The sequence below is a fragment of the Pseudonocardia sp. GCM10023141 genome (assembly GCF_042653605.1).
In genome coordinates this window covers 55,435-72,562 of sequence record NZ_JBHSIR010000002.1, presented here as the reverse complement: position 1 = coordinate 72,562, position 17,128 = coordinate 55,435, and the positions used below count along the sequence as shown (strand labels likewise).

The window sequence follows — 17,128 nt, the reverse complement described above, 5'->3', positions numbered from 1 at the left end:
GCGCCCCACCCACCGGGTGGGGATCATGTGCACGGCCGATGGCCCGCTCGACGGGCTGCGCGGTGATCGGTCGCGAACGGTCGGACACGCTTGGGGATGAGGGTGCGCGAAGACTCGTGGGCGGCGGAGCGGCGGCCCGCCACCACCGGCGGGAGAGCTGCCTTCCGGCCCGAGCTGCAGGGCCTGCGAGCGGTGGCCGTGGCGCTGGTCATGGTCTACCACGTGTGGTTGCACCGGGTGTCCGGCGGCGTCGACGTGTTCTTCGTGATCACCGGCTTCCTGTTGACCGGGCAGCTCGCGCGGGCAGCCGAGCGTGGACCGCTCGACCTTCCGCGGCGGTGGAGCCGCACGGTGGTGCGGCTGGTGCCGGTGTGCGCGCTCGTGCTGGTGAGCACGGCCGTGGTGGCCGCGCTCGTGCTGCCGCCGGGCCGCTGGCCGCAGACGTTGCGGGAGGTGCTCGCGGCAGGGCTGTTCCTGGAGAACTGGCGGCTCGCCGCCGACGCCGTCGACTACGCCGCACGCAACAACGTCGCGAGCGTCGTGCAGCACTTCTGGTCGCTGTCGATCCAAGGACAGTTCTTCCTGCTGTGGCCGATGCTGATCGCGGCCGTCGCACTGGCCTGCCGGGACGGCCGCGGCAGGCTGCGCAGCCACCTGACGGTCGCACTGCTCGTCGTTGTCGTCGCCTCGCTGGCGTACTCGGTCGAGCTCACCGACGCCAACCAGCCGCTGGCCTACTTCCACTCGCTGACGCGGGTGTGGGAGTTCGCGATCGGCGGCCTGCTCGCCCTGCACATCGACACGGTCACGCTGGCCCGGCGGTGGCGGCTGGTGCTCGGATGGGTGGGCCTGGTCGGCCTGGTGCTCTGCGGCCTGATCGTCCAGGTCTCGGCGGTGTTCCCGGGTGTCATCGCGCTCTGGCCCACCGGTTGCGCGGTGCTGGTGTTGCTGGCGGGAGCCACCGGCGACCGCCGGGGGGCCGACCGGTTCCTGGCCGCCCGCCCGATGCGCTACCTCGGTGACCTCAGCTTCGCCCTCTACCTGTGGCACTGGCCGGTGCTGGTGCTGTACCTCGTCGCGCGTGATCGTGAGGGGGTCGGCCTGCTCGGGGGCGCCGGCGTCGTCGCGCTCGCGCTGCTGCTCGCGGTCCTCACCCACCACCTCGTCGAGAAGCCGCTGACAGGCCGGGCCCGCTCGACCCGTGCCGGCTACCGACTGGGCGCGATCAGCCTGGTCGCGGTGCTGGTCGTCGTCACCGGTTGGCAGATCGAGACCACGCGCCGCGAGTCCACCGCGACCGGGACCGCCGGGGACGTCCTGCATCCCGGAGCGGTGGCGCTGAGAGACGGGCCGGTCGAGCGGGCTCAGGTCCTGCCGGCACCGGTTGCCGTCTACGAGGACTGGGTACGCATCGAGAACTGGGACTGCGCGCCCCTGTCGCGGTTCCCGATGGACGTGTGCACGCAGCCGGTCGCGTTCGAACCGACGAAACGGGTCGTCGTCGTCGGCGACTCCCATGCGCAGCAGCTCTCCGCTGCGCTGATCGCCATCGCCGCCCATCGCCAGTGGCAGCTGAGCACCATCGTGCGGGGCGCGTGCCCCTTCTCCACCACGTCGGAGACCGACCCCGACGACCACGACTGCGTGGCCTGGAACGACGCCGCCGCCGCAGAGATCACCGATCGGAACCCGGATGCCGTGGTCACGCTGGCCAGCCGCAACGTCCGCGTCGGGCTCACCGAGCAGACACCCCCCGGCTTCGTCCAGCGATGGCGAGGCCTCGACGAGCTCGGCATACCGGTACTGGCCATCCGAGACAATCCCCGCTTCGACTACTCCATGCCCGATTGCATCCAGCAGCACGACGGCGGGGAGGGCGAGAACCCGGCTGCCTGCGGAGCGTCCCGCGCGGCGCTGTACGCCCCGCAACCACCATGGACGCAGCTCGACGAGCTCCCCTCGAACGTCACCTTCCTCGACATCGCCGACGCAGTCTGCCACCCCGACTTCTGCCCGGCCGAGATCGGCAACGTCCTTGTCTATCTCGACGACAACCATCTCAGCGCCTCGTACAGCATGTCGATGAGCGAACTGATCGAGGATCATGTCGTCGCCGCGTTCGGTGACTGATCCCCGTTCTGTCACGGATCCGCGCAGTTTCTGGTGTCGGCGGGCCGGCGCCGTTGCGGTGGAGTCGGCGTGTTTCCGGTGACGGGCCGATTCGTCACGGGACCAACCACGGCCGTGGCCGGCGTCGGGCTGTCGACATCGCCGGGAATGCGCGCCCCACGGGGCGCCTGGTTGTCGCGTTCTCGACTCGGCCTCGAGATCCCTCCGCTGCGTACATGTCCCAGCCTCCGGATATGGGTGTCGGACCCGATGGCCAATCGGTGGGTCGATCGACATGGTTGGGTGATCGTCGGCTGAGAAAGCGGCGGCAGTGTCGGATCGGGCCGCAGGGTCCGCGAACGTGTGTCGTGCCGCGAGCGGGCGGCGCCCGGGGTTGATCGGGCGCTGCGCGGGGCCTCGGTGATGGTTCGGCTGCTCGTGCCTTCCACACGCGTTGCGTTCCTCACCGATCCTCGTGTCGAACCGTCGTGAGGGTTGAGATGGACAACGATGAGTTGGTGCTCGCGATCGGCATGGACGCCGTGGCGGCGGTCCAGGGTTACCGGCGGCAGGTGATCGGTGAGGCCGCGCGGCGCGGGCTGAACCTGGTCGACGAGGCCTCTCTGAGCCTGAGGCAGGAGTCCGCGGATGTCCGCATCACCGATCCCATCGGCATCCGGCTGTTCTTCCATGACGCCGGAAACCGGTGCGTTCTCGCGGGCCGCATGCTGCGCTGGGGTCCGGCGTACGGCTGGTCCTTGTCCCGGATCGGCGCGCAGGCTCATCTGCCGTTCAGCTATTACGCGGGCCACGGTGGGTCTGCCTTGGATCTCGTGCCCACCGCTTCGGAACTTCTGGACTGGGTTTCCAGGGAGCCCGACCGCGCCTCCGACCACGGTGCGGGGAAACGCGCATACGTGGATCTCGATGCCGATTGGAGTGCGGTCCGGCGGTTGATGGGTTTTGCCGGTGCGTAGTCCCGTCCCCCGCACGAATCCCGGGCCGGCAGCGGTGGTCCACCCTCGGGCTGCGGGCCCGTCGCGGGGTGATCTCGATCCGAACCTCGACCCGCCCGCCACCAGGCCGCTGATCCACCCACGAGCCGGCGGGTTCCCGCGTTCGTCCCTGCCACAGTGGTGGCGGCCGATGTTTGCGCTCGCCGAGACGATGACCGGCCGAACCGTCGCTCCTAGCGTTCTGTCGCCGACACCGGTGATGGAAGGAGCACGTCGATGCGTGTACGTGACCAGGAGATCCTGCTTCCCACAACCATGGTCGGGTCCTACCCACGGCCGAACTGGCTGACCGGAAAGGTCTTCGGCGAGTTCGACGAACCCGACTACGTCAACTACCGCACCAAGGAGGGTTTCGAGGACGCGGTCCGGCTCTGTGTCGACGACCAGGCCAGGGCCGGGGTCGACGTGTTCTGTGACGGTCAGCAGTACTTCGAGTCCGAGACCGGCCACGAGTACGGTCAGGTCTTCCACTTCTGGGGCCATCACCTGCAGGGCATGAAGCGCTGGGGCGACCCGATCGCGATCGAGCTCTACAAGAAGTTCCATGCGCCGGCCGTCGTCGGCGACATCGAGTGGGTGCGGCCGGTGTACGCCCCGGTCGCCGAGGCCGCGCGGTTCGCGGTGGGGGACCGGCCGCTCAAGATCGCCGTGCAGGGCCCGCTGTTCCTCGCGCACTGCTGCACCGACAAGCACTACGGCGAGATGAAGCCGCTCGCCATGGCGATCGCCCGCGCGTTCAACGCGGAGTTCAAGGACCTGGCCGCTCGTGGCGTCGACCAGATCCAGATCCACGAGCCCCTCACCTACTACGGCGAGGAGCCGTGGTTCATCGAGGTGCTCAACACCGCGTTCGAGGGCGTGAACGCGCACCGGATCTGGCACATCTGCTATGGCAACCAGGGTGGGAATCCCGGTGTGGGTGAGCCGCGTGGCCAGGACATGTTCCCGTTCGCCTTCGAGGCCGACGTGGACCAGATCCACCTCGAGACCATGCGTCGCGGGCCGGGGGACCTGCAGTACCTCAAGGACCTCCCCGCGCACATGAACCTCGGAGTCGGCGTCATCGACGTGAAGTCGCTGGTGATCGAGGATCCGCAGGACGTCGCGAACCGGATCGTCGAGGCGTCGCAGATCGTGCCGGCCGAGCGGATCGCGGTGAGCACCGACTGCGGCCTGCTCAACCTCAAGCGCGAGCACGCCGCCCGCAAGCTCGAGGCGCTCGTCGAGGGCACCCGGATCGCCCGGAAGGCACTCGAAGGCCGATGACAGGGGCAGCTCGGCGCGACGCGGAGGTCCCGTGAATCTCGGATCGTTCCTGACGAACGCGGCGACGCGCGCGCCGGGCAGCCTCGCTCTGACGACGGGTACCCGGCAGGCCACCTACGGCGAGCTGGACGCCCGCGTCGACGCGCTGGCGGCCGGCCTGCACGGGTTGGGGCTCGTGCCGGGTGACCGGGTCGTTCTGTGGATGCGGAACTGCCCCGAGTTCATCGAGTCGTTCTTCGCCTGCTGGAAGCTCGGGCTGGTCGCGGTGCCGGTGAACCCCCGGCTGCGGGGCGTCGACGTGGCCTTCCACGCGGCCGACTCCGGAGCCACCGCGCTGATCCACAGCCCGGGCTACGCCGATGCGGTGTCGGCGGTCGACGTCGCACACCGCATCGGCACCGGCGGCGCGGGCGCGGTGTCCTACGACGAGCTGATCGCGGCCAACACGGGTGCGGCCGACCAGACCCGGTCGGTGGCCGACGACGATCCCGCGTGGCTGTTCTACACCTCCGGGACCACCGGACGGCCGAAGGGCGCGGTGCTCACCCATGCCAACCTGACCTTCGTCACCGTCTCGTGGTGCGCGGACCTCAACCCGTTGCAACCCGAGGACGTGGTGCTGCACTGCGCGCCGCTGAGCCACGGTGCGGGCTTCCATGCCCTTGCCGCAGTGGCCCGCGGTGCCACCCACGTCCTGCCGGAGCGCACGGACCCGACCGGGATCCTCGCGGCGATCGCACGCCATCGCGTCACCGCAGCGTGGATGGTACCGACGCAGATCCGGATGCTGCTGGACTCCCCGGAGCTCGCGGCCGCCGATCTGTCCAGCCTCACCAGCGTCGTCTACGGCGGGGCTCCGATGTACCGCAGCGACCTCGTCGAGGCCATCGAGCGGATCGGGCCCGTGTTCTGCCAGCTCTACGGCCAGGGGGAGGCACCGATGACGATCACCTACCTGCGTCGTGAGGAGCACGGCCTCGACAGCGACGTCCTCGCCTCGGCCGGGATCGTGCGCACCGGGATGGAGCTGCGCATCGCCGCCGCCGACGACCGTCTCGTGTCGCCGGGCGAGCCGGGGGAGATCCAGGTCCGGGGCCCGGCCGTGATGGCGGGGTACTGGCAACGGCCGCAGGAGAGCGCGGCGGCCCTGCGGGATGGCTGGCTGCGCACCGGTGACGTCGGACGCCTCGACGAGCGCGGGTACCTGCATGTCCTGGACCGGCTCAAAGACATGATCATCACCGGCGGGTCGAACGTGTACGCACGCGAGGTCGAGGACGTGCTGCTGCAACACCCGGCCGTGCAGGACGCGGCCGTGTTCGGGATCCCCGACCGCGTGTGGGGGGAGGCCGTGACGGCGGTCGTGGTCGGTCCGGACGCCCGTGCGACCGACGAGCTGCGCCGGTTCTGTCGGGACCACCTGGCCGACTACATGCGGCCCAAGCATCTGCACGTCGCGACGGACCTGCCGCGCAACTCCTACGGCAAGGTGCTCAAGCGCGAGCTCCGCGAGCGGTACGTGGGCTAACCGGTCCTCAGCACCCCCAACGTCGTCCAGGCGCGGGTCGCGAGCTGAAGGTTGAAGCAGGTCTCCGGGTCGCTCAGGTCATGACCGGAGATCTGTCGGATCCGCTGCAGGCGGTACTTGAGCGTGTTGCGGTGCACGATCAGCGACTCCGCGGTCTGGTCGTACTTGCCGCCACGCTCCAGGTAGAGGGTGAGCGTGCGCACCAGCTCGGAACGGCGCTGCTCGTCGTAGTCGAGGAGGTCACCGATCCAGTGCCGGACGTAGCGGGCGACCTCGTCGAGGTCCTCGATGCCGACGAGCAGGCGGTAGACGCCGAGGTCGTCGAAGCGGATCGCCCGGTCGTCCCACTCGGCGCCCGCCGGCAGCCGGAGTGCGAGCTTCGCCTGCCGGTAGGACCGCGGGAACTCGACGATGCGGTCGCAGCGCTCGCCGACGCCGACCCTGGCCCGTCCGCCGCCGAGCCTGCTGATCACCGAGCGGCGCAGGCTCTCCCAGTCGGCCTCGGTGTCGGCGAGCAGCACCACCTCGGTGCCGCGGGCCACCAGCAGGGTGCCGGCCGGCTCGTCGCGGGCCGCGCACCGCACGACCTGGAAGAACGCGTCGGCGTCGCGGGTGCGCCCGCGTCCCTCGACCACCACGACCCGGTGCGTGCGCTGCAGGTCGTAGCCGAGCGCCATCGCCCTCGCGAGGACGCTGTCGTCCTCGGTGCCGTTGAGCAGGTCGTCGACGAGGTCGCGGCGCAGGCGCAGCTCGCTCTCGGCGATGCTGCGTACCCGGGAGAGCTCCATCGCCAGGATCGTGGCGCCGTGTTCGAGGGCCATGAGCTCCTGGTCGCGGGCGGTGCGGGCCGGGTCGAGCAGCATGATCACGCCGAGGACGTCGCCCTGTGGGTGGGCCACCGCGATGATGCGGCCGCCGTCGCGCACCGGCCGCCGTTGCGCCAGCGCGCGGCGCAGCACCTCGTCGCGGCGCGCCGCGGAGTCCTTCGGGTACGGGACGGGTCGGCCGGGGCCGCCCCAGGCGTGGAGGTTGCCGTAGCGGTCCTCGATCGCGACCTGCAGCCCGGTGAGGTCGTGCACAGCTCGGGCGATGCCCTCGCTGCCCTCGCCGGACACCGCGACGGCCGTCAGCCGGGCGTGGATCTCCATGCTGTGCTGCAGCGCGTCGACCGTGCCCTGCAGCCGGGAGTTGACCTGCGACAGCTCCGTCGCCGTCGCCAGCTCCTGGGCGTGCAGCCGGCGGTTGCCGAGCGCCCCGCCGGTCTGCTGGGCCAACGCGCGCAGCAGGAACTGCTCCTCGTGGGACGGTTCGGTGTCGGCCGTGACGACGAGATGCCCGACGTGGCCGTCCACGCTGCTGAGCGCGTACGCCCAGGTCCAGGCCGCCCCCGGCACCATCACCGGGCCGCCCGCCGGGCCCACCAGCGCGAGCTGTGCCGCCAGCACCGAGTCCGTCCGGGTGCCGTTGCCGGCCAGCAGGACGCCCACGACCTGGCAATGGGCCAGCGACGGTGCCGCGGTGGTGGCGAGCTCCAGGATCTGGGCCTCGTCCGCCCCTTCGGTCATCAGCTTGCCCAGCAACAGCAGGCTGCGCAGGCTCGACAGGAGCTCGCGGTCCTTCCGGGGCGGGGTGCTCGCCACCACGGGAACCGGCATGTCGAGCGTGGTCATGGCAGCGTGGCCAGGTAGTCGTCGGGCTCCATGTACCACGGGTTGTCCATGATCTGGCCCGAGAGCAGCACCTTGGGATGGGTGCGCATCAGGTCCAGCAGCACGTGGCCGTCGGAGAACTGTTCGAGGTCATACAGGCACAGCACGACCTGCGGGTACCGCGGCAGGAACCGGTTGAGCTGGGACTCGTACGACAGCAGCAGCTCGACGCCGGGAAGATCCCGCAATGCCCAGGTCATCTCACCGACGGCCCGCACGAAGCCGTAGCCGTCGCCGACCGCACCACCGACGCCGCGCTCCCAGAAATCCATCATCTCGTCGGTCGCGAAGTAGCCGCCGGACAGGTAGGTGTCCTCCGACGAGAGCAGGTCGAACTGGCCGCTGCTGCGGGCCGGTGCCACGTCGACCTGGTCCTGCAGCAGCCCGGCCAGCTTGTCGGTGTCCGGATCGTCCATGACACAGATGCACTTGTCTCCCGCCACGATCGCCTCGCGCAGGTACGGCAGCAGCACGTCGTTGCGCTGTGCTGCTCCCCGGTAGAACGCGCAGATGTGATCGCCCGGCGTGATCGTCACGCCGGGCAGCCCTGATGACAGCGGTGCCGGGATCATCGGAGCGGCCTCCTACCTTCCGTGCTGCTGGAAATGCCGGGCGAACAGGACGTCCGGGTCGAGGTTGCGGGGTGCGATCGGCTCCGACACCCAGGTCAGGTTCACGAAGTGGCGGGCGTTGATGTTCTCGGTCGTGATCGTGCCGCCCCACGTCCCGCAGCTGAGGCTGAGCGTGAACGGCAGCCCGTTGCGCGCGCTCCCGGCGGCCTCGTTCAGGTTCTGGTTCACCATCACCCGAGCCGTGCGGGTGCCCATGGCGAGCGCGTCGACGTGCTCCGGGGTGGACGTGTGGATCCCGCAGGTGTGACCGAGGCCCTGGTAGGCCGTGATCGCGTTCACCTGGTCCACCGCGGCGTCGATCCCGCCGCCGTAGCGGTAGAGGGCCAGCACGACCGAGAGCTTCTCCCCGCTGAACGGGTGCTCGGGGCCGACCCCGTCCTCGGTGACGATCAGGAACGTCGTGCCGTCCGGCACCGTGAACCCGGCCAGCTCGGCGATCCGGGCAGCCGACCTCGCGATCACCGCGGGCGCCGGGACCTCGCCGCCGTTCGGCCACATCGCGGACTGCAGCGCCTGCTTCTCCTCGGCCGTGCAGAGGTGCCCGCCCTGGGCCGTCAGGAGCGCGAGCAGCTCGTCGTGGATCGCGTCCGCCGCCACGACGGCGTTGTCGGCCAGGCAGCTGGTGGCGTAGTCGAAGGTCTTCGCGGTGACGATCGCGGCGGCGGCATCGGCGAGGTCGCCGGTCTCGTCCACGACGTGGACGGAGTTGCCGACGCCGACCCCGAACGCCGGGGTCCCCGAGCTGTACGCGGCCTTGACCATGCCGGCGCCGCCGGTGGCGACGATCAGGTCGGCGCTGCGCATCAGCTCCTGGGTGGCCTCGATCTTCGCTTGCGGCAGCACCTGGATCAGGTCCGCGGGCGCACCGACCTGCTCGCAGGCCTCGCGCATGGACTCGGTCACGGCCTGGGTGGTGCGCAGGCTGCGGGGATGCGCCGCGAAGATCACCGCGTTGCGTCCGGCGAGTGCCCACAACGCCTTCACCGGCGGGGTCGCGTCCGGCCCGGTCGTGGGGATCAGCGCGGCCACCACCCCCACCGGCTTGGCGATCTGGGTGATGCCGCGCTCCGGGTCGCGGCGCACCACCCCGACCGTGGGCGTGGCCCGCAGGTCGGCCAGCACACCCAGCACCCGGCGCTGGATCTTGGTGACCTTGTCGCCGTAGTTGCCGAAGCCCGCCTCGTCGACGGCGAGGCGGGCGAGCTGTTCGGAGCGGTCCTTCCGCGCCACCGCGTAGGCCACCGCGGTGGTGAGCTCGTCCACCTGTTCGGCCGTGTAGTCGTTCACCAGCGCCTGCGCGGCGCGGGCGCGCTGGACGACGTCACTGACGTCCATGACTCCTCCGATCAGTCCGATGAGGACGAGAGCTTCCAGTCGACGGCCACGGCGCGGTCCGCTGTGGCCAGTACGGGGTTGAGGTCGAGCCCGGTCAGGGCCGGGCAGGCCAGCAACAGGTTTCCGGCGCCGACGACGACGTCGGCGAGCGCGTCGAGGTCGACCTTCGCGGCACCACGGGCCCCGCTCAGCAGCGCGGCGCCGCGCAGCCCGTCGAGCAGCTCGCGCGCCTCGGCGCGGTCCAGCGGCGCGAGCGCGAACGCGACGTCGCCGAGCACCTCCACCCAGATCCCGCCCAGCCCGACCATCACCACCGGGCCGAACGACGGGTCGCGCACGGCGCCGACGGCGATCTCGACGCCGCTGAGCTGGGGCTGCACGAGCACGGTGGCCGCCCCGGCCAGCAGCTCCTGGGCCGCGGCCGTGACCTCGTCGGGGCCGTCGAGCCCGAGGCGCACCCCGCCGACGTCGGTCCGGTGTGCCGCCGTGGCCACCTTGACGACCCACGGCCCGTCCGACGCGGCGGCGAAGGCGCCCGCCTCGGCTGCCGTCCGGCACAGCGCGGACCCCACCGTGGTGATGCCGTACTCGGCCAGCAGCCCAGCGGCGGCAACCGGATCGGCGAGGTCGACGGGCAGCGGCGCCTGCCGCGGCAGTGGGGGAGTCGCGGCGGGACGGGTGCGCTGCCTGGCGAGCGCGTAGCGGTGGGCGTGCCCGGCGGCGCGCGCGGTGCGGGCCGGCCAGTCGAAGCACGGCACGCCGGCCTCCTGCAGCAGGTCGGCGTTCGGCTGGGCCGCGCGGGGCGCCACCCAGCAGACGTAGACCGGCACACCGCTGCCCTCGGCGCGCAGGGCGGCGACCGCGTCGCGCAGCGCTGCTGCCGTCGGGGCGTCCACGGCCGCGCGCTGCAGCAGCACCGGGATCACGACGTCGACCTCGCCGGAGCGCGCGAGCACCTCGGTGACCTTCGGGTAGAGCTCCGCGTAGCGCGACCACACCGGGGTGACGTCGATCGGGTTGACCGGGCTCGCGTATGCGGGCAGCAGCGCGCGGATCTCCTCCTGCAGCGCAGGCGACAGCGCCGGCACCGTCATGCCCTCGTCGGCGAGCAGATCGGCCAGCTCCACGCCCGTGCCGCCCGAGTTCGTCACGATCCCCACCCGGGGTCCCGCCGGCAGCGGCTGCCCGTCCATGGCCCGCGCGGCGTCGAGCAGTTCCTGCCCGGACCGCACCGCGACGATGCCCGCCTGCCGGAACGCGCCGCTCCAGATCGCCTCCGAGCCGGCCAGCGCCGCCGTGTGGGATGTCGCCGCGCGGGCACCGGCTTCGGAACGTCCGGTCTTGGCGACGATCACCGGCTTGTCGGGCGTGGCCAACCTGGCCTGCTCGACGAACGCGCGCGCGACGCCGGCACCGCCGAGCGACTCCAGCAGCAGGCACAGCGTCCGGGACGCGGGATCGGTGCGCAGCTCGGCGAGCAGCTCGGCGATCGTGACGTCGCAGGTGTTGCCGGGCGCGAGGATCTTGGCGAACCGGGCACGCTCGTCGGTGGCGAGGGTGTAGATCGCCATCCCGTACGCGCCGGACTGGCTGATCAGCGAGATCCCGCCACCCCCTCGGGGCAGGCCGGCGGAGATCGAGGCGTTGAGCGGCAGGTCGCAGTTCTGGATGCCGAAGCAGTTCGGTCCGATCACGCGTACGCCGCCCGCAGCCCGGACGAGGTCGGCCTGCAGCGCCACGCCCTGCGCGCCGGTCTCCGCGAACCCACCGGAGAGCACCACCATGGCCGCGACGCCCTTGGCGGCGGCATCGGCGGCGACGGCAGGCACCGCGGCGGCGGGGACGGCCACCACGGCGAGGTCGATCTCGCCCTCGACGTCGCGCAGGGACGCCCCGCCGCGCACGGCCACGACCTCGCCGGGGAACGACTCGAGATTGCGCGCCAGCAGGTTGCCCAGCGTTCCGGGCCGGTCCGACGCGCCGACCAGCGCCACCCGGCGGGGACTGAACAGCGCGGTCAGCAGGCGCACGACGCGGCCCGATCGGCATGGTGGAAGTGGCGCTTCAGCTCGTCGGGCCCGAACTCGGACCGGCGCACGCCGAGCGGGTCGACCGCGCGGACCGCGGCCAGCTCCGCACCGCTCGGCGGGTGCAGCATCCCGGCGGTCAGCGCGACGTCGAGCTCGAAGCCGGTGGCCGCAGCCACGTCATCGACGCTGACGTCGGGCCACATCGCCCGCAGCCGCGCGTGCCCGTCGGGGCGGAAGTCGAAGACCCCCAGCTCGGTGATCAGCCACTGCGGGCCGCCACCGGTGTAGCCCAGCTCGCGACGGTCACCGTCCGGGGTGCGGTGGCCGATGTCGGTGAGGAAGTCCAGCTGCCGCACCAGCGTGCGCCCGGAGCGGTGCCGTGTGGTCCACACCGTGAGCGCTCCGATGGTGGCGGAGATGTTGCACCCGCCGCCACCGCCGCCGAGCTTGATCTTCGGACGCTCCGGGTCCGGCCCGATCGCGGTGACGTTGGTATTGCCGTAGGCGTCGATCTGCCCGCCGGAGAGGAACATCCGGTCCACGTCGCCACGCGTAGCGGCGTCGAAGAACTCCTCGAAGCGCATCCGGTACACCGCGTCACGGTGCAGCACGAGGTCGTTGCTGGTGGGCGGGATGAACTCCGGGTCGGGGTTCACCGCGTAGGTGGCGCCCTCCAGCAGCAGCATGTCCCGGGCGTGGGTGCGCCGCGCGACGTGCATCGCGACCTGCGCGCACGGGCTCGCAAAGCCGTGGAAGACCACCTCGCGGTCGCGGATCGTGCGCGCGAGCGCCACCACCAGCCACTCGTCGATGGTCCAGCCATGGTCTGACCCGATAGCCGTCACGTGAACAGCTCCTGCCACGTCTCGGTCGACTCCGACCAGCGCGTCAGCCGGTCCGGGGCCACGGCGGCCCGGTAGGCGGCCTCGCCCGCGTGCACGTAGCGGTCCAGGTAGGCCGTCAGCTCGGTGCCACCGGCGTTCGCGGCGGCGAGATAGGTGCCGAGATGGTCGCGGTCGTAGGCGTAGCCCGGATAGCAGGACGACGGGTGCGCCCCGAACGGCACCTCGACGACGGCCGCGACGGTGTGGGCCGGGATGACCACCCCGGCGGCGCGCACCTCGTCGGTGCTCACCATCCGGTCCACGGTGGCCACGACCGCCGCCGACGCCGCGGCGAACCGCTCGTCGAGCACGTAGGGCTGGTCCAGGTGCAGGTTGCCGTGCCGGTCACCCAGCGGGGCATGCACGAGCGCGACGTCCGGCGCGAGCGGCGGCACGGCCACCAGCTCCTCACCGGTGAACGGGCACCGCACCCGCCCGTACTCGGGGTGCAGCGCGGCCATGCCCGTGCCCTTGATCCCGCGTACGGGCAGGAACGGCAGGCCCATCTCCGCGGCCCGCAGCTGCGCGAGGATCGTGGCGCAGCAGCTCTCCCTGGCCTCGACGGCGCCGGTCTGCGCCGCGCGGCGGAAGGCGGGAGCGAGCCCGAGGTCCTGCTCGAAGCCGACGTAGCTCTCCTCGCACACCTTCACCGCGCCTGCCGCGATGAGCAGGTCCACGTCGATGCTGTGCGCCGAGCCGACCAGGTGCAGGTCGCGTCGGCCCTGGCGGACCAGCTCGCGGACCAGCGCCATCGGGAGCCGGGCGCACAGCCCGCCACCGAGCGCGACCTGCGCGCCATCACGCACCGCGGCCGCGGCCTCGGCGAGTGTCGCCCGCTTGTCGGGGGCGAGGTGGAAGCGGCTGGTTCGGGTCGTCGCTGTGGTCCGGGTCGTCATTGCGCGGTCATGCCGCCGTCCGTGGTCAGGACCGAGCCCGTCATGAACGAGGACTGCCCGCAGGCCAGGAACAACGCGACGTTGGCGATCTCCTCGGGCGCGCCGAGCCGGCCGATCGGGTACTTCAGGATGGTCTTCGCCAGCCCCGCCTCGAGGTCGCCGTCGCCGCGGGCGCGCAGCATCGGCTCCATGAGCGGCGTGTACACGGTGCCGGGGCAGATGACGTTCACGCGGATCCGCCGCGGTGCCAGATCGATCGCCATCTGGCGGGTCAGCGCGATCACGGCCCCCTTGGCGGCGCAGTAGGCAGCGAAGTTCGGGATGCCCACGAGCCCGGCGACGGAGCCCTGATTGATGATCGACCCGCCGTCGTCCATGTGCCGCAGCGCCGCGCGCGATGCCAGGAACGTGCCCTTGACGTTGATCGTCATGCAGCGGTCCCAGTCGGCCTCCTCGGCCACGGAGACCGAGCCGCTGCTGTCGACACCGGCGTTGTTGTACAGGACGTCGATGCCGCCGAACTCCCGCATCACGCGATCCATCGCCTCCTCCAGCGCGGCGGCGCTCGAGACGTCGGCAGCGATCGCGATCGCCTGGCCCTGCTCCTTCGCGATGCGGTCCGCGGTCTCCTGCGCGGCCTCGGCGCGGATGTCGATGACGGCGACCGAAGCGCCCTCGGCGGCGAACCGCAGCGCGGCCGCGGCCCCGATCCCCGAACCGGCACCGGTGACGACGGCGACCTTCCCGAACAGCGCGCTGCCGTGATGCCCGTTGGTCACAGCGAGGTCCACCCTCCGTCGACGACGAGCGCGTGGCCCGTCATGTAGCCCAGCCGGCCCGACGCCAGCAGGGCGATGGCATCGGCGATGTCGTCGGGCTGCGCGACGCGGCCCATCGGGATGTTCGACTCGACCTTCGAGCGCAGCTCTGGCACGTCGAGGCGCCACTGGGTCATCGGCGTCTCGACGAAGCCGGGGCAGACGGCGTTCGAGCGGATGCCGGCCTTGGCGTAGTCGACCGCGAGCGACTTCGCGAACATCAGCGCGGCACCCTTGGACGCGGTGTAGGCGCACCGGCCGGGGAACACGATCTGCCCGGCCACCGATGCCGTCGTGATCACATGCCCGCCGCCCTGCGCGATCATCACCGGCAACGCGGCCCGTGAGCACAGGAACGGGCCCCGTGAGTTGATCGCCTGGACCCGGTCCCAGTCCTCGACCGATGTCTCGTGGCAGACGGTCGCGGCCGCGCCTCCGGTCACGCCGGCGTTGTTGACCAGCACGTCGATCCGCCCGAAGGACTCGACGATCGTGGCGAAGGCGCGCTCGACCTGCTCGGCTTCGGAGACGTCGACGGCCAGCCCCACCCCACCGGACCCGGCCGCGGCCTTCGCCGTGTCACCGTCGATGTCGAGCACGGCGAGGGTGAACCCGTCGGCGAGCAGCCGCTCGCACGTGGCGCGGCCGATCCCGGAGCCGCCACCCGTCACGACGGCGATGCGATCCTGCGGGGGACTCGGGGGAGGGGAAGGAGCGGTCATACGGCGGCCACCAGCTTTCGTCGAGCCGCCTGCGCGGCGAGGATCAGGGGGTCGTAGACGGGCGCGTACGGAGGGGCGTAGGACAGGTCGAGCGCCGCCAGGTCGGTCACGGTCAGGCCGGCGTGCAGCGCCGTGGCGGTCACGTCGATGCGCTTGGCCGCACCCTCGCGCCCCACCAGCTGCGCTCCGAGCAGCCGCCCGCCCGCCTCGTGCACGAGCCGCACGTGCAGCGGCGTCGCGCCGGGGTAATACTTGGCGCGGCTGCGGCCGACCACATCGGTGGCGACGGCGGCCAGCCCGGCGGCGCCCGCCTGCTCGTGGGTGAGCCCGGTGTGGGCCACCTCGAGATCGAAGACCTTGACGACGGCCGTGCCCACGACACCGTCGAACGTCGCGTCCCCGCCTGCGGCGACGGTGCCGGCGACGCGCCCGGTCTTGTTGGCGGCCGGGCCCAGCGGCACGAACGCGGGAGCCCCGAGCACGCGGTGCCATGGCGCGATGCAGTCGCCCGCCGCCCACACCCCGGGCAGGCTGGTGCGCATCCGGTCGTCGACGAGCAGCGCGCCGCGGGGACCCGTGGTGGCGCCCGCGTCGGCGGCGATGCCTCCGGTCGGCACCACACCCGTGGCGAGCACCACGACGTCGGCCGCGGGCAATGGCTCGCTGCCCACCCCCAGCCGCAGCTCGACGTGCTCCCGCACGTGGTCCTCGACGCGAGCGGCGACCTCGGCGTCCAGGGTGGTCAGCACCCGGGGCAGCCGCTCCACGACGGTGACGGCGCAGCCGCGCGCATGCAGTGCCTCGGCCATCTCCAGCCCGATGTACCCGGCGCCGACGACGAGCGCGGAGCGCACGGTCCCGGCGTCGAGCAGCGAGCGCAGCGCGATGGCGTCCTCCAGCGTGCGGATCGTGAACGTCGGTCGCGGCGGACCGGGCAGCTCCGGCACGGTCGGGGCCCCACCCGCCGCCACCACGAGCGCGGTGTAGCTCAGGTCGTGCTGCGCGCCGTCCTGGACGTAGCGCACCACCCTGCGGTCCGGGTCGAGGGCGACCGCCCGTGCGTGCAGCCGCAGATCGAGCCTGCGGTGCTCGACGAACCAGCTCGCCGGGTGCGCGAGCAGCTCCTCGGCGTGCTCGACGACGCCGGAGAGGTAGTACGGCAACCCGCACACCCCGTAGGAGACGTAACCGCCCGCTTCGAGCACGACGATGCCCAGCTCGGGATCGATACGGCGCGCCGCCGACGCCGCGGACATGCCGGCGGCACCTCCGCCGACCACCACGAGTCTCCTGGGCACCTGAGGAAAGCTAGGGCCCGTGCTGTGGCGCCGGACACATCCGCGACAGCCAAAGATCTGCCGGCTCTTTGGCTGTCCGGGACGAGGCCCGCAGAGCCGCCCGGCTCGTAGCGTCTGCGGAATGTGGGATTGTCCGAGCTTCCTGCGACTGCCGGCCCGTACCTCGAAGCCGAGGTCGACCGGGCTCACCCATGTGCTCGACAAGGGCATACCGCCGGCCGCTCTGGAGGGGGTGCTCTCCTCGGGCGGCGCGTACATCGACATCGTCAAGATCGGCTGGGGCATCGGCTACGTCGATCGGGGCCTCAAACAGCGCATGGCCGTGTACCAGGACGCCGGGGTGCGGGTCTGCCTCGGCGGCACCCTGCTCGAGATCGCCGTCGCCCAGGGGAAGCTGCCCGCGCTGACCGCATGGGCGACCGGTGCCGGCATCGAGGCGCTCGAGGTGTCCAACGGGCTCGGCTGGCTCGAACCCGATCACAAGCAGCGGCTGGTCGCGGAGCTGTCGCGCGACTTCGTGGTGCTCGCGGAGGCCGGGATGAAGGACGCCGCGCTCCCGGTCGCCGCGGCCGAATGGACCCGCGAGATGACCGGCGATCTCGCGGGCGGGGCCGTCTGGGTGATCGCGGAGGGGCGCGAGTCCGGCACCGTCGGGCTCTACGAGCCGAACGGCACCGTCCGGGTCGGACTCGTCGAGGAGCTCGTCGGCGCGGTACCGGTCGAGCGGATCATCTTCGAGGCGCCGACCAAGGCCCAGCAGACGTGGTTCGTGAAGCGGTTCGGGGCCGACGTCAACCTCGGCAACATCGCGATGGACGACGTGCTGGCGCTGGAGACCCTGCGCGTGGGCCTGCGCGCCGACACCGCCCGGCTCCCGTGATCAGG

General features: G+C 71.8%; 14 protein-coding genes. 5 read left to right on the top strand and 9 right to left on the bottom strand.

Going from position 1 to position 17,128, the window contains the following annotated elements; translation table 11 throughout:
• Nucleotides 1-96 precede the first annotated feature (96 nt).
• The 4 genes from ACFPFQ_RS00350 (at nt 97) to ACFPFQ_RS00335 (ending at nt 5,919) form a co-directional block, all read left to right on the top strand.
• Nucleotides 97-2,130 carry an acyltransferase family protein gene (locus tag ACFPFQ_RS00350; RefSeq protein WP_379613464.1) on the top strand — a complete coding sequence of 678 codons (2,034 nt, stop codon included), beginning with the start codon at nt 97-99 and terminating at the stop codon, nt 2,128-2,130.
• Between the two features lie 479 nt (nt 2,131-2,609).
• A complete protein-coding gene (locus tag ACFPFQ_RS00345) occupies nt 2,610-3,086 on the top strand; it encodes a hypothetical protein (protein WP_379613462.1) in 477 nt (158 codons plus the stop codon).
• A gap of 255 nt (nt 3,087-3,341) precedes the next feature.
• Nucleotides 3,342-4,391: a hypothetical protein gene (locus tag ACFPFQ_RS00340; RefSeq protein WP_379613460.1), complete on the top strand. Its 1,050-nt coding sequence runs from the start codon at nt 3,342-3,344 to the stop codon at nt 4,389-4,391.
• Between the two features lie 31 nt (nt 4,392-4,422).
• A complete protein-coding gene (locus ACFPFQ_RS00335; protein WP_379613458.1) occupies nt 4,423-5,919 on the top strand; it encodes an acyl-CoA synthetase in 1,497 nt (498 codons plus the stop codon).
• On the opposite strand, the gene ACFPFQ_RS00330 is transcribed toward ACFPFQ_RS00335, so the two are convergent.
• Genes ACFPFQ_RS00330 through ACFPFQ_RS00290 form a run of 9 tightly spaced genes read right to left on the bottom strand, consistent with a single transcriptional unit; the run spans nt 5,916 to nt 16,243 of the window.
• Entirely contained in the window at nt 5,916-7,589 is a 1,674-nt protein-coding gene (locus ACFPFQ_RS00330) for a PucR family transcriptional regulator (protein WP_379613456.1), read from the bottom strand. The two genes, ACFPFQ_RS00335 and ACFPFQ_RS00330, sit on opposite strands and share 4 nt — an antisense overlap.
• Nucleotides 7,586-8,200, bottom strand: coding sequence for an MEDS domain-containing protein (locus ACFPFQ_RS00325; RefSeq protein ID WP_379613454.1), 615 nt, complete (start codon nt 8,198-8,200; stop codon nt 7,586-7,588). The genes ACFPFQ_RS00330 and ACFPFQ_RS00325 overlap by 4 nt, the downstream gene beginning before the upstream one ends.
• Before the next feature lie 12 nt (nt 8,201-8,212).
• Entirely contained in the window at nt 8,213-9,595 is a 1,383-nt protein-coding gene (locus ACFPFQ_RS00320; RefSeq protein ID WP_379613452.1) for an aldehyde dehydrogenase family protein, read from the bottom strand.
• An 11-nt stretch (nt 9,596-9,606) separates the two neighbouring features.
• Nucleotides 9,607-11,625 (bottom strand): acetate--CoA ligase family protein, encoded by a 2,019-nt coding sequence (locus ACFPFQ_RS00315; RefSeq protein WP_379613450.1) that lies wholly within the window; start codon nt 11,623-11,625, stop codon nt 9,607-9,609.
• Nucleotides 11,613-12,470 (bottom strand): CoA-transferase subunit beta, encoded by an 858-nt coding sequence (locus ACFPFQ_RS00310; protein WP_379613448.1) that lies wholly within the window; start codon nt 12,468-12,470, stop codon nt 11,613-11,615. Before ACFPFQ_RS00310 ends, ACFPFQ_RS00315 begins: the two co-directional genes overlap by 13 nt.
• Nucleotides 12,467-13,405 carry a CoA transferase subunit A gene (locus ACFPFQ_RS00305; RefSeq protein WP_379613446.1) on the bottom strand — a complete coding sequence of 313 codons (939 nt, stop codon included), beginning with the start codon at nt 13,403-13,405 and terminating at the stop codon, nt 12,467-12,469. Before ACFPFQ_RS00305 ends, ACFPFQ_RS00310 begins: the two co-directional genes overlap by 4 nt.
• Nucleotides 13,402-14,184 (bottom strand): SDR family NAD(P)-dependent oxidoreductase, encoded by a 783-nt coding sequence (locus ACFPFQ_RS00300; protein WP_379613444.1) that lies wholly within the window; start codon nt 14,182-14,184, stop codon nt 13,402-13,404. The genes ACFPFQ_RS00305 and ACFPFQ_RS00300 overlap by 4 nt, the downstream gene beginning before the upstream one ends.
• Nucleotides 14,181-14,894, bottom strand: a complete 714-nt coding sequence (locus tag ACFPFQ_RS00295) for an SDR family NAD(P)-dependent oxidoreductase (RefSeq protein ID WP_379613442.1) — start codon at nt 14,892-14,894, stop codon at nt 14,181-14,183. The genes ACFPFQ_RS00300 and ACFPFQ_RS00295 overlap by 4 nt, the downstream gene beginning before the upstream one ends.
• 47 nt (nt 14,895-14,941) lie before the next feature.
• On the bottom strand, nt 14,942-16,243 hold the full coding sequence (locus ACFPFQ_RS00290; RefSeq protein ID WP_379613440.1) for an FAD-dependent oxidoreductase: 1,302 nt from the start codon (nt 16,241-16,243) through the stop codon (nt 14,942-14,944).
• Nucleotides 16,244-16,364: 121 nt separating this feature from the next.
• Here ACFPFQ_RS00290 and ACFPFQ_RS00285 point away from each other — a divergent pair, with 121 nt between their 5' ends.
• Complete coding sequence (locus ACFPFQ_RS00285) at nt 16,365-17,123, top strand: phosphosulfolactate synthase (RefSeq protein ID WP_379613438.1); 759 nt, start codon at nt 16,365-16,367, stop codon at nt 17,121-17,123.
• Nucleotides 17,124-17,128: the final 5 nt, after the last annotated feature.

Bases quoted from the DNA above. Each gene is read 5' to 3' on its own strand.
- ACFPFQ_RS00320 (WP_379613452.1), bottom strand. From the start codon at position 9,595: ATGGACGTCAGTGACGTCGTCCAGCGCGCCCGCGCCGCGCAGGCGCTG.
- ACFPFQ_RS00330 (WP_379613456.1), bottom strand. From the start codon at position 7,589: ATGACCACGCTCGACATGCCGGTTCCCGTGGTGGCGAGCACCCCGCCC.
- ACFPFQ_RS00305 (WP_379613446.1), bottom strand. From the start codon at position 13,405: ATGACGACCCGGACCACAGCGACGACCCGAACCAGCCGCTTCCACCTC.
- ACFPFQ_RS00325 (WP_379613454.1), bottom strand. From the start codon at position 8,200: ATGATCCCGGCACCGCTGTCATCAGGGCTGCCCGGCGTGACGATCACG.
- ACFPFQ_RS00345 (WP_379613462.1), top strand. From the start codon at position 2,610: ATGGACAACGATGAGTTGGTGCTCGCGATCGGCATGGACGCCGTGGCG.
- ACFPFQ_RS00285 (WP_379613438.1), top strand. From the start codon at position 16,365: ATGTGGGATTGTCCGAGCTTCCTGCGACTGCCGGCCCGTACCTCGAAG.
- ACFPFQ_RS00340 (WP_379613460.1), top strand. From the start codon at position 3,342: ATGCGTGTACGTGACCAGGAGATCCTGCTTCCCACAACCATGGTCGGG.
- ACFPFQ_RS00350 (WP_379613464.1), top strand. From the start codon at position 97: ATGAGGGTGCGCGAAGACTCGTGGGCGGCGGAGCGGCGGCCCGCCACC.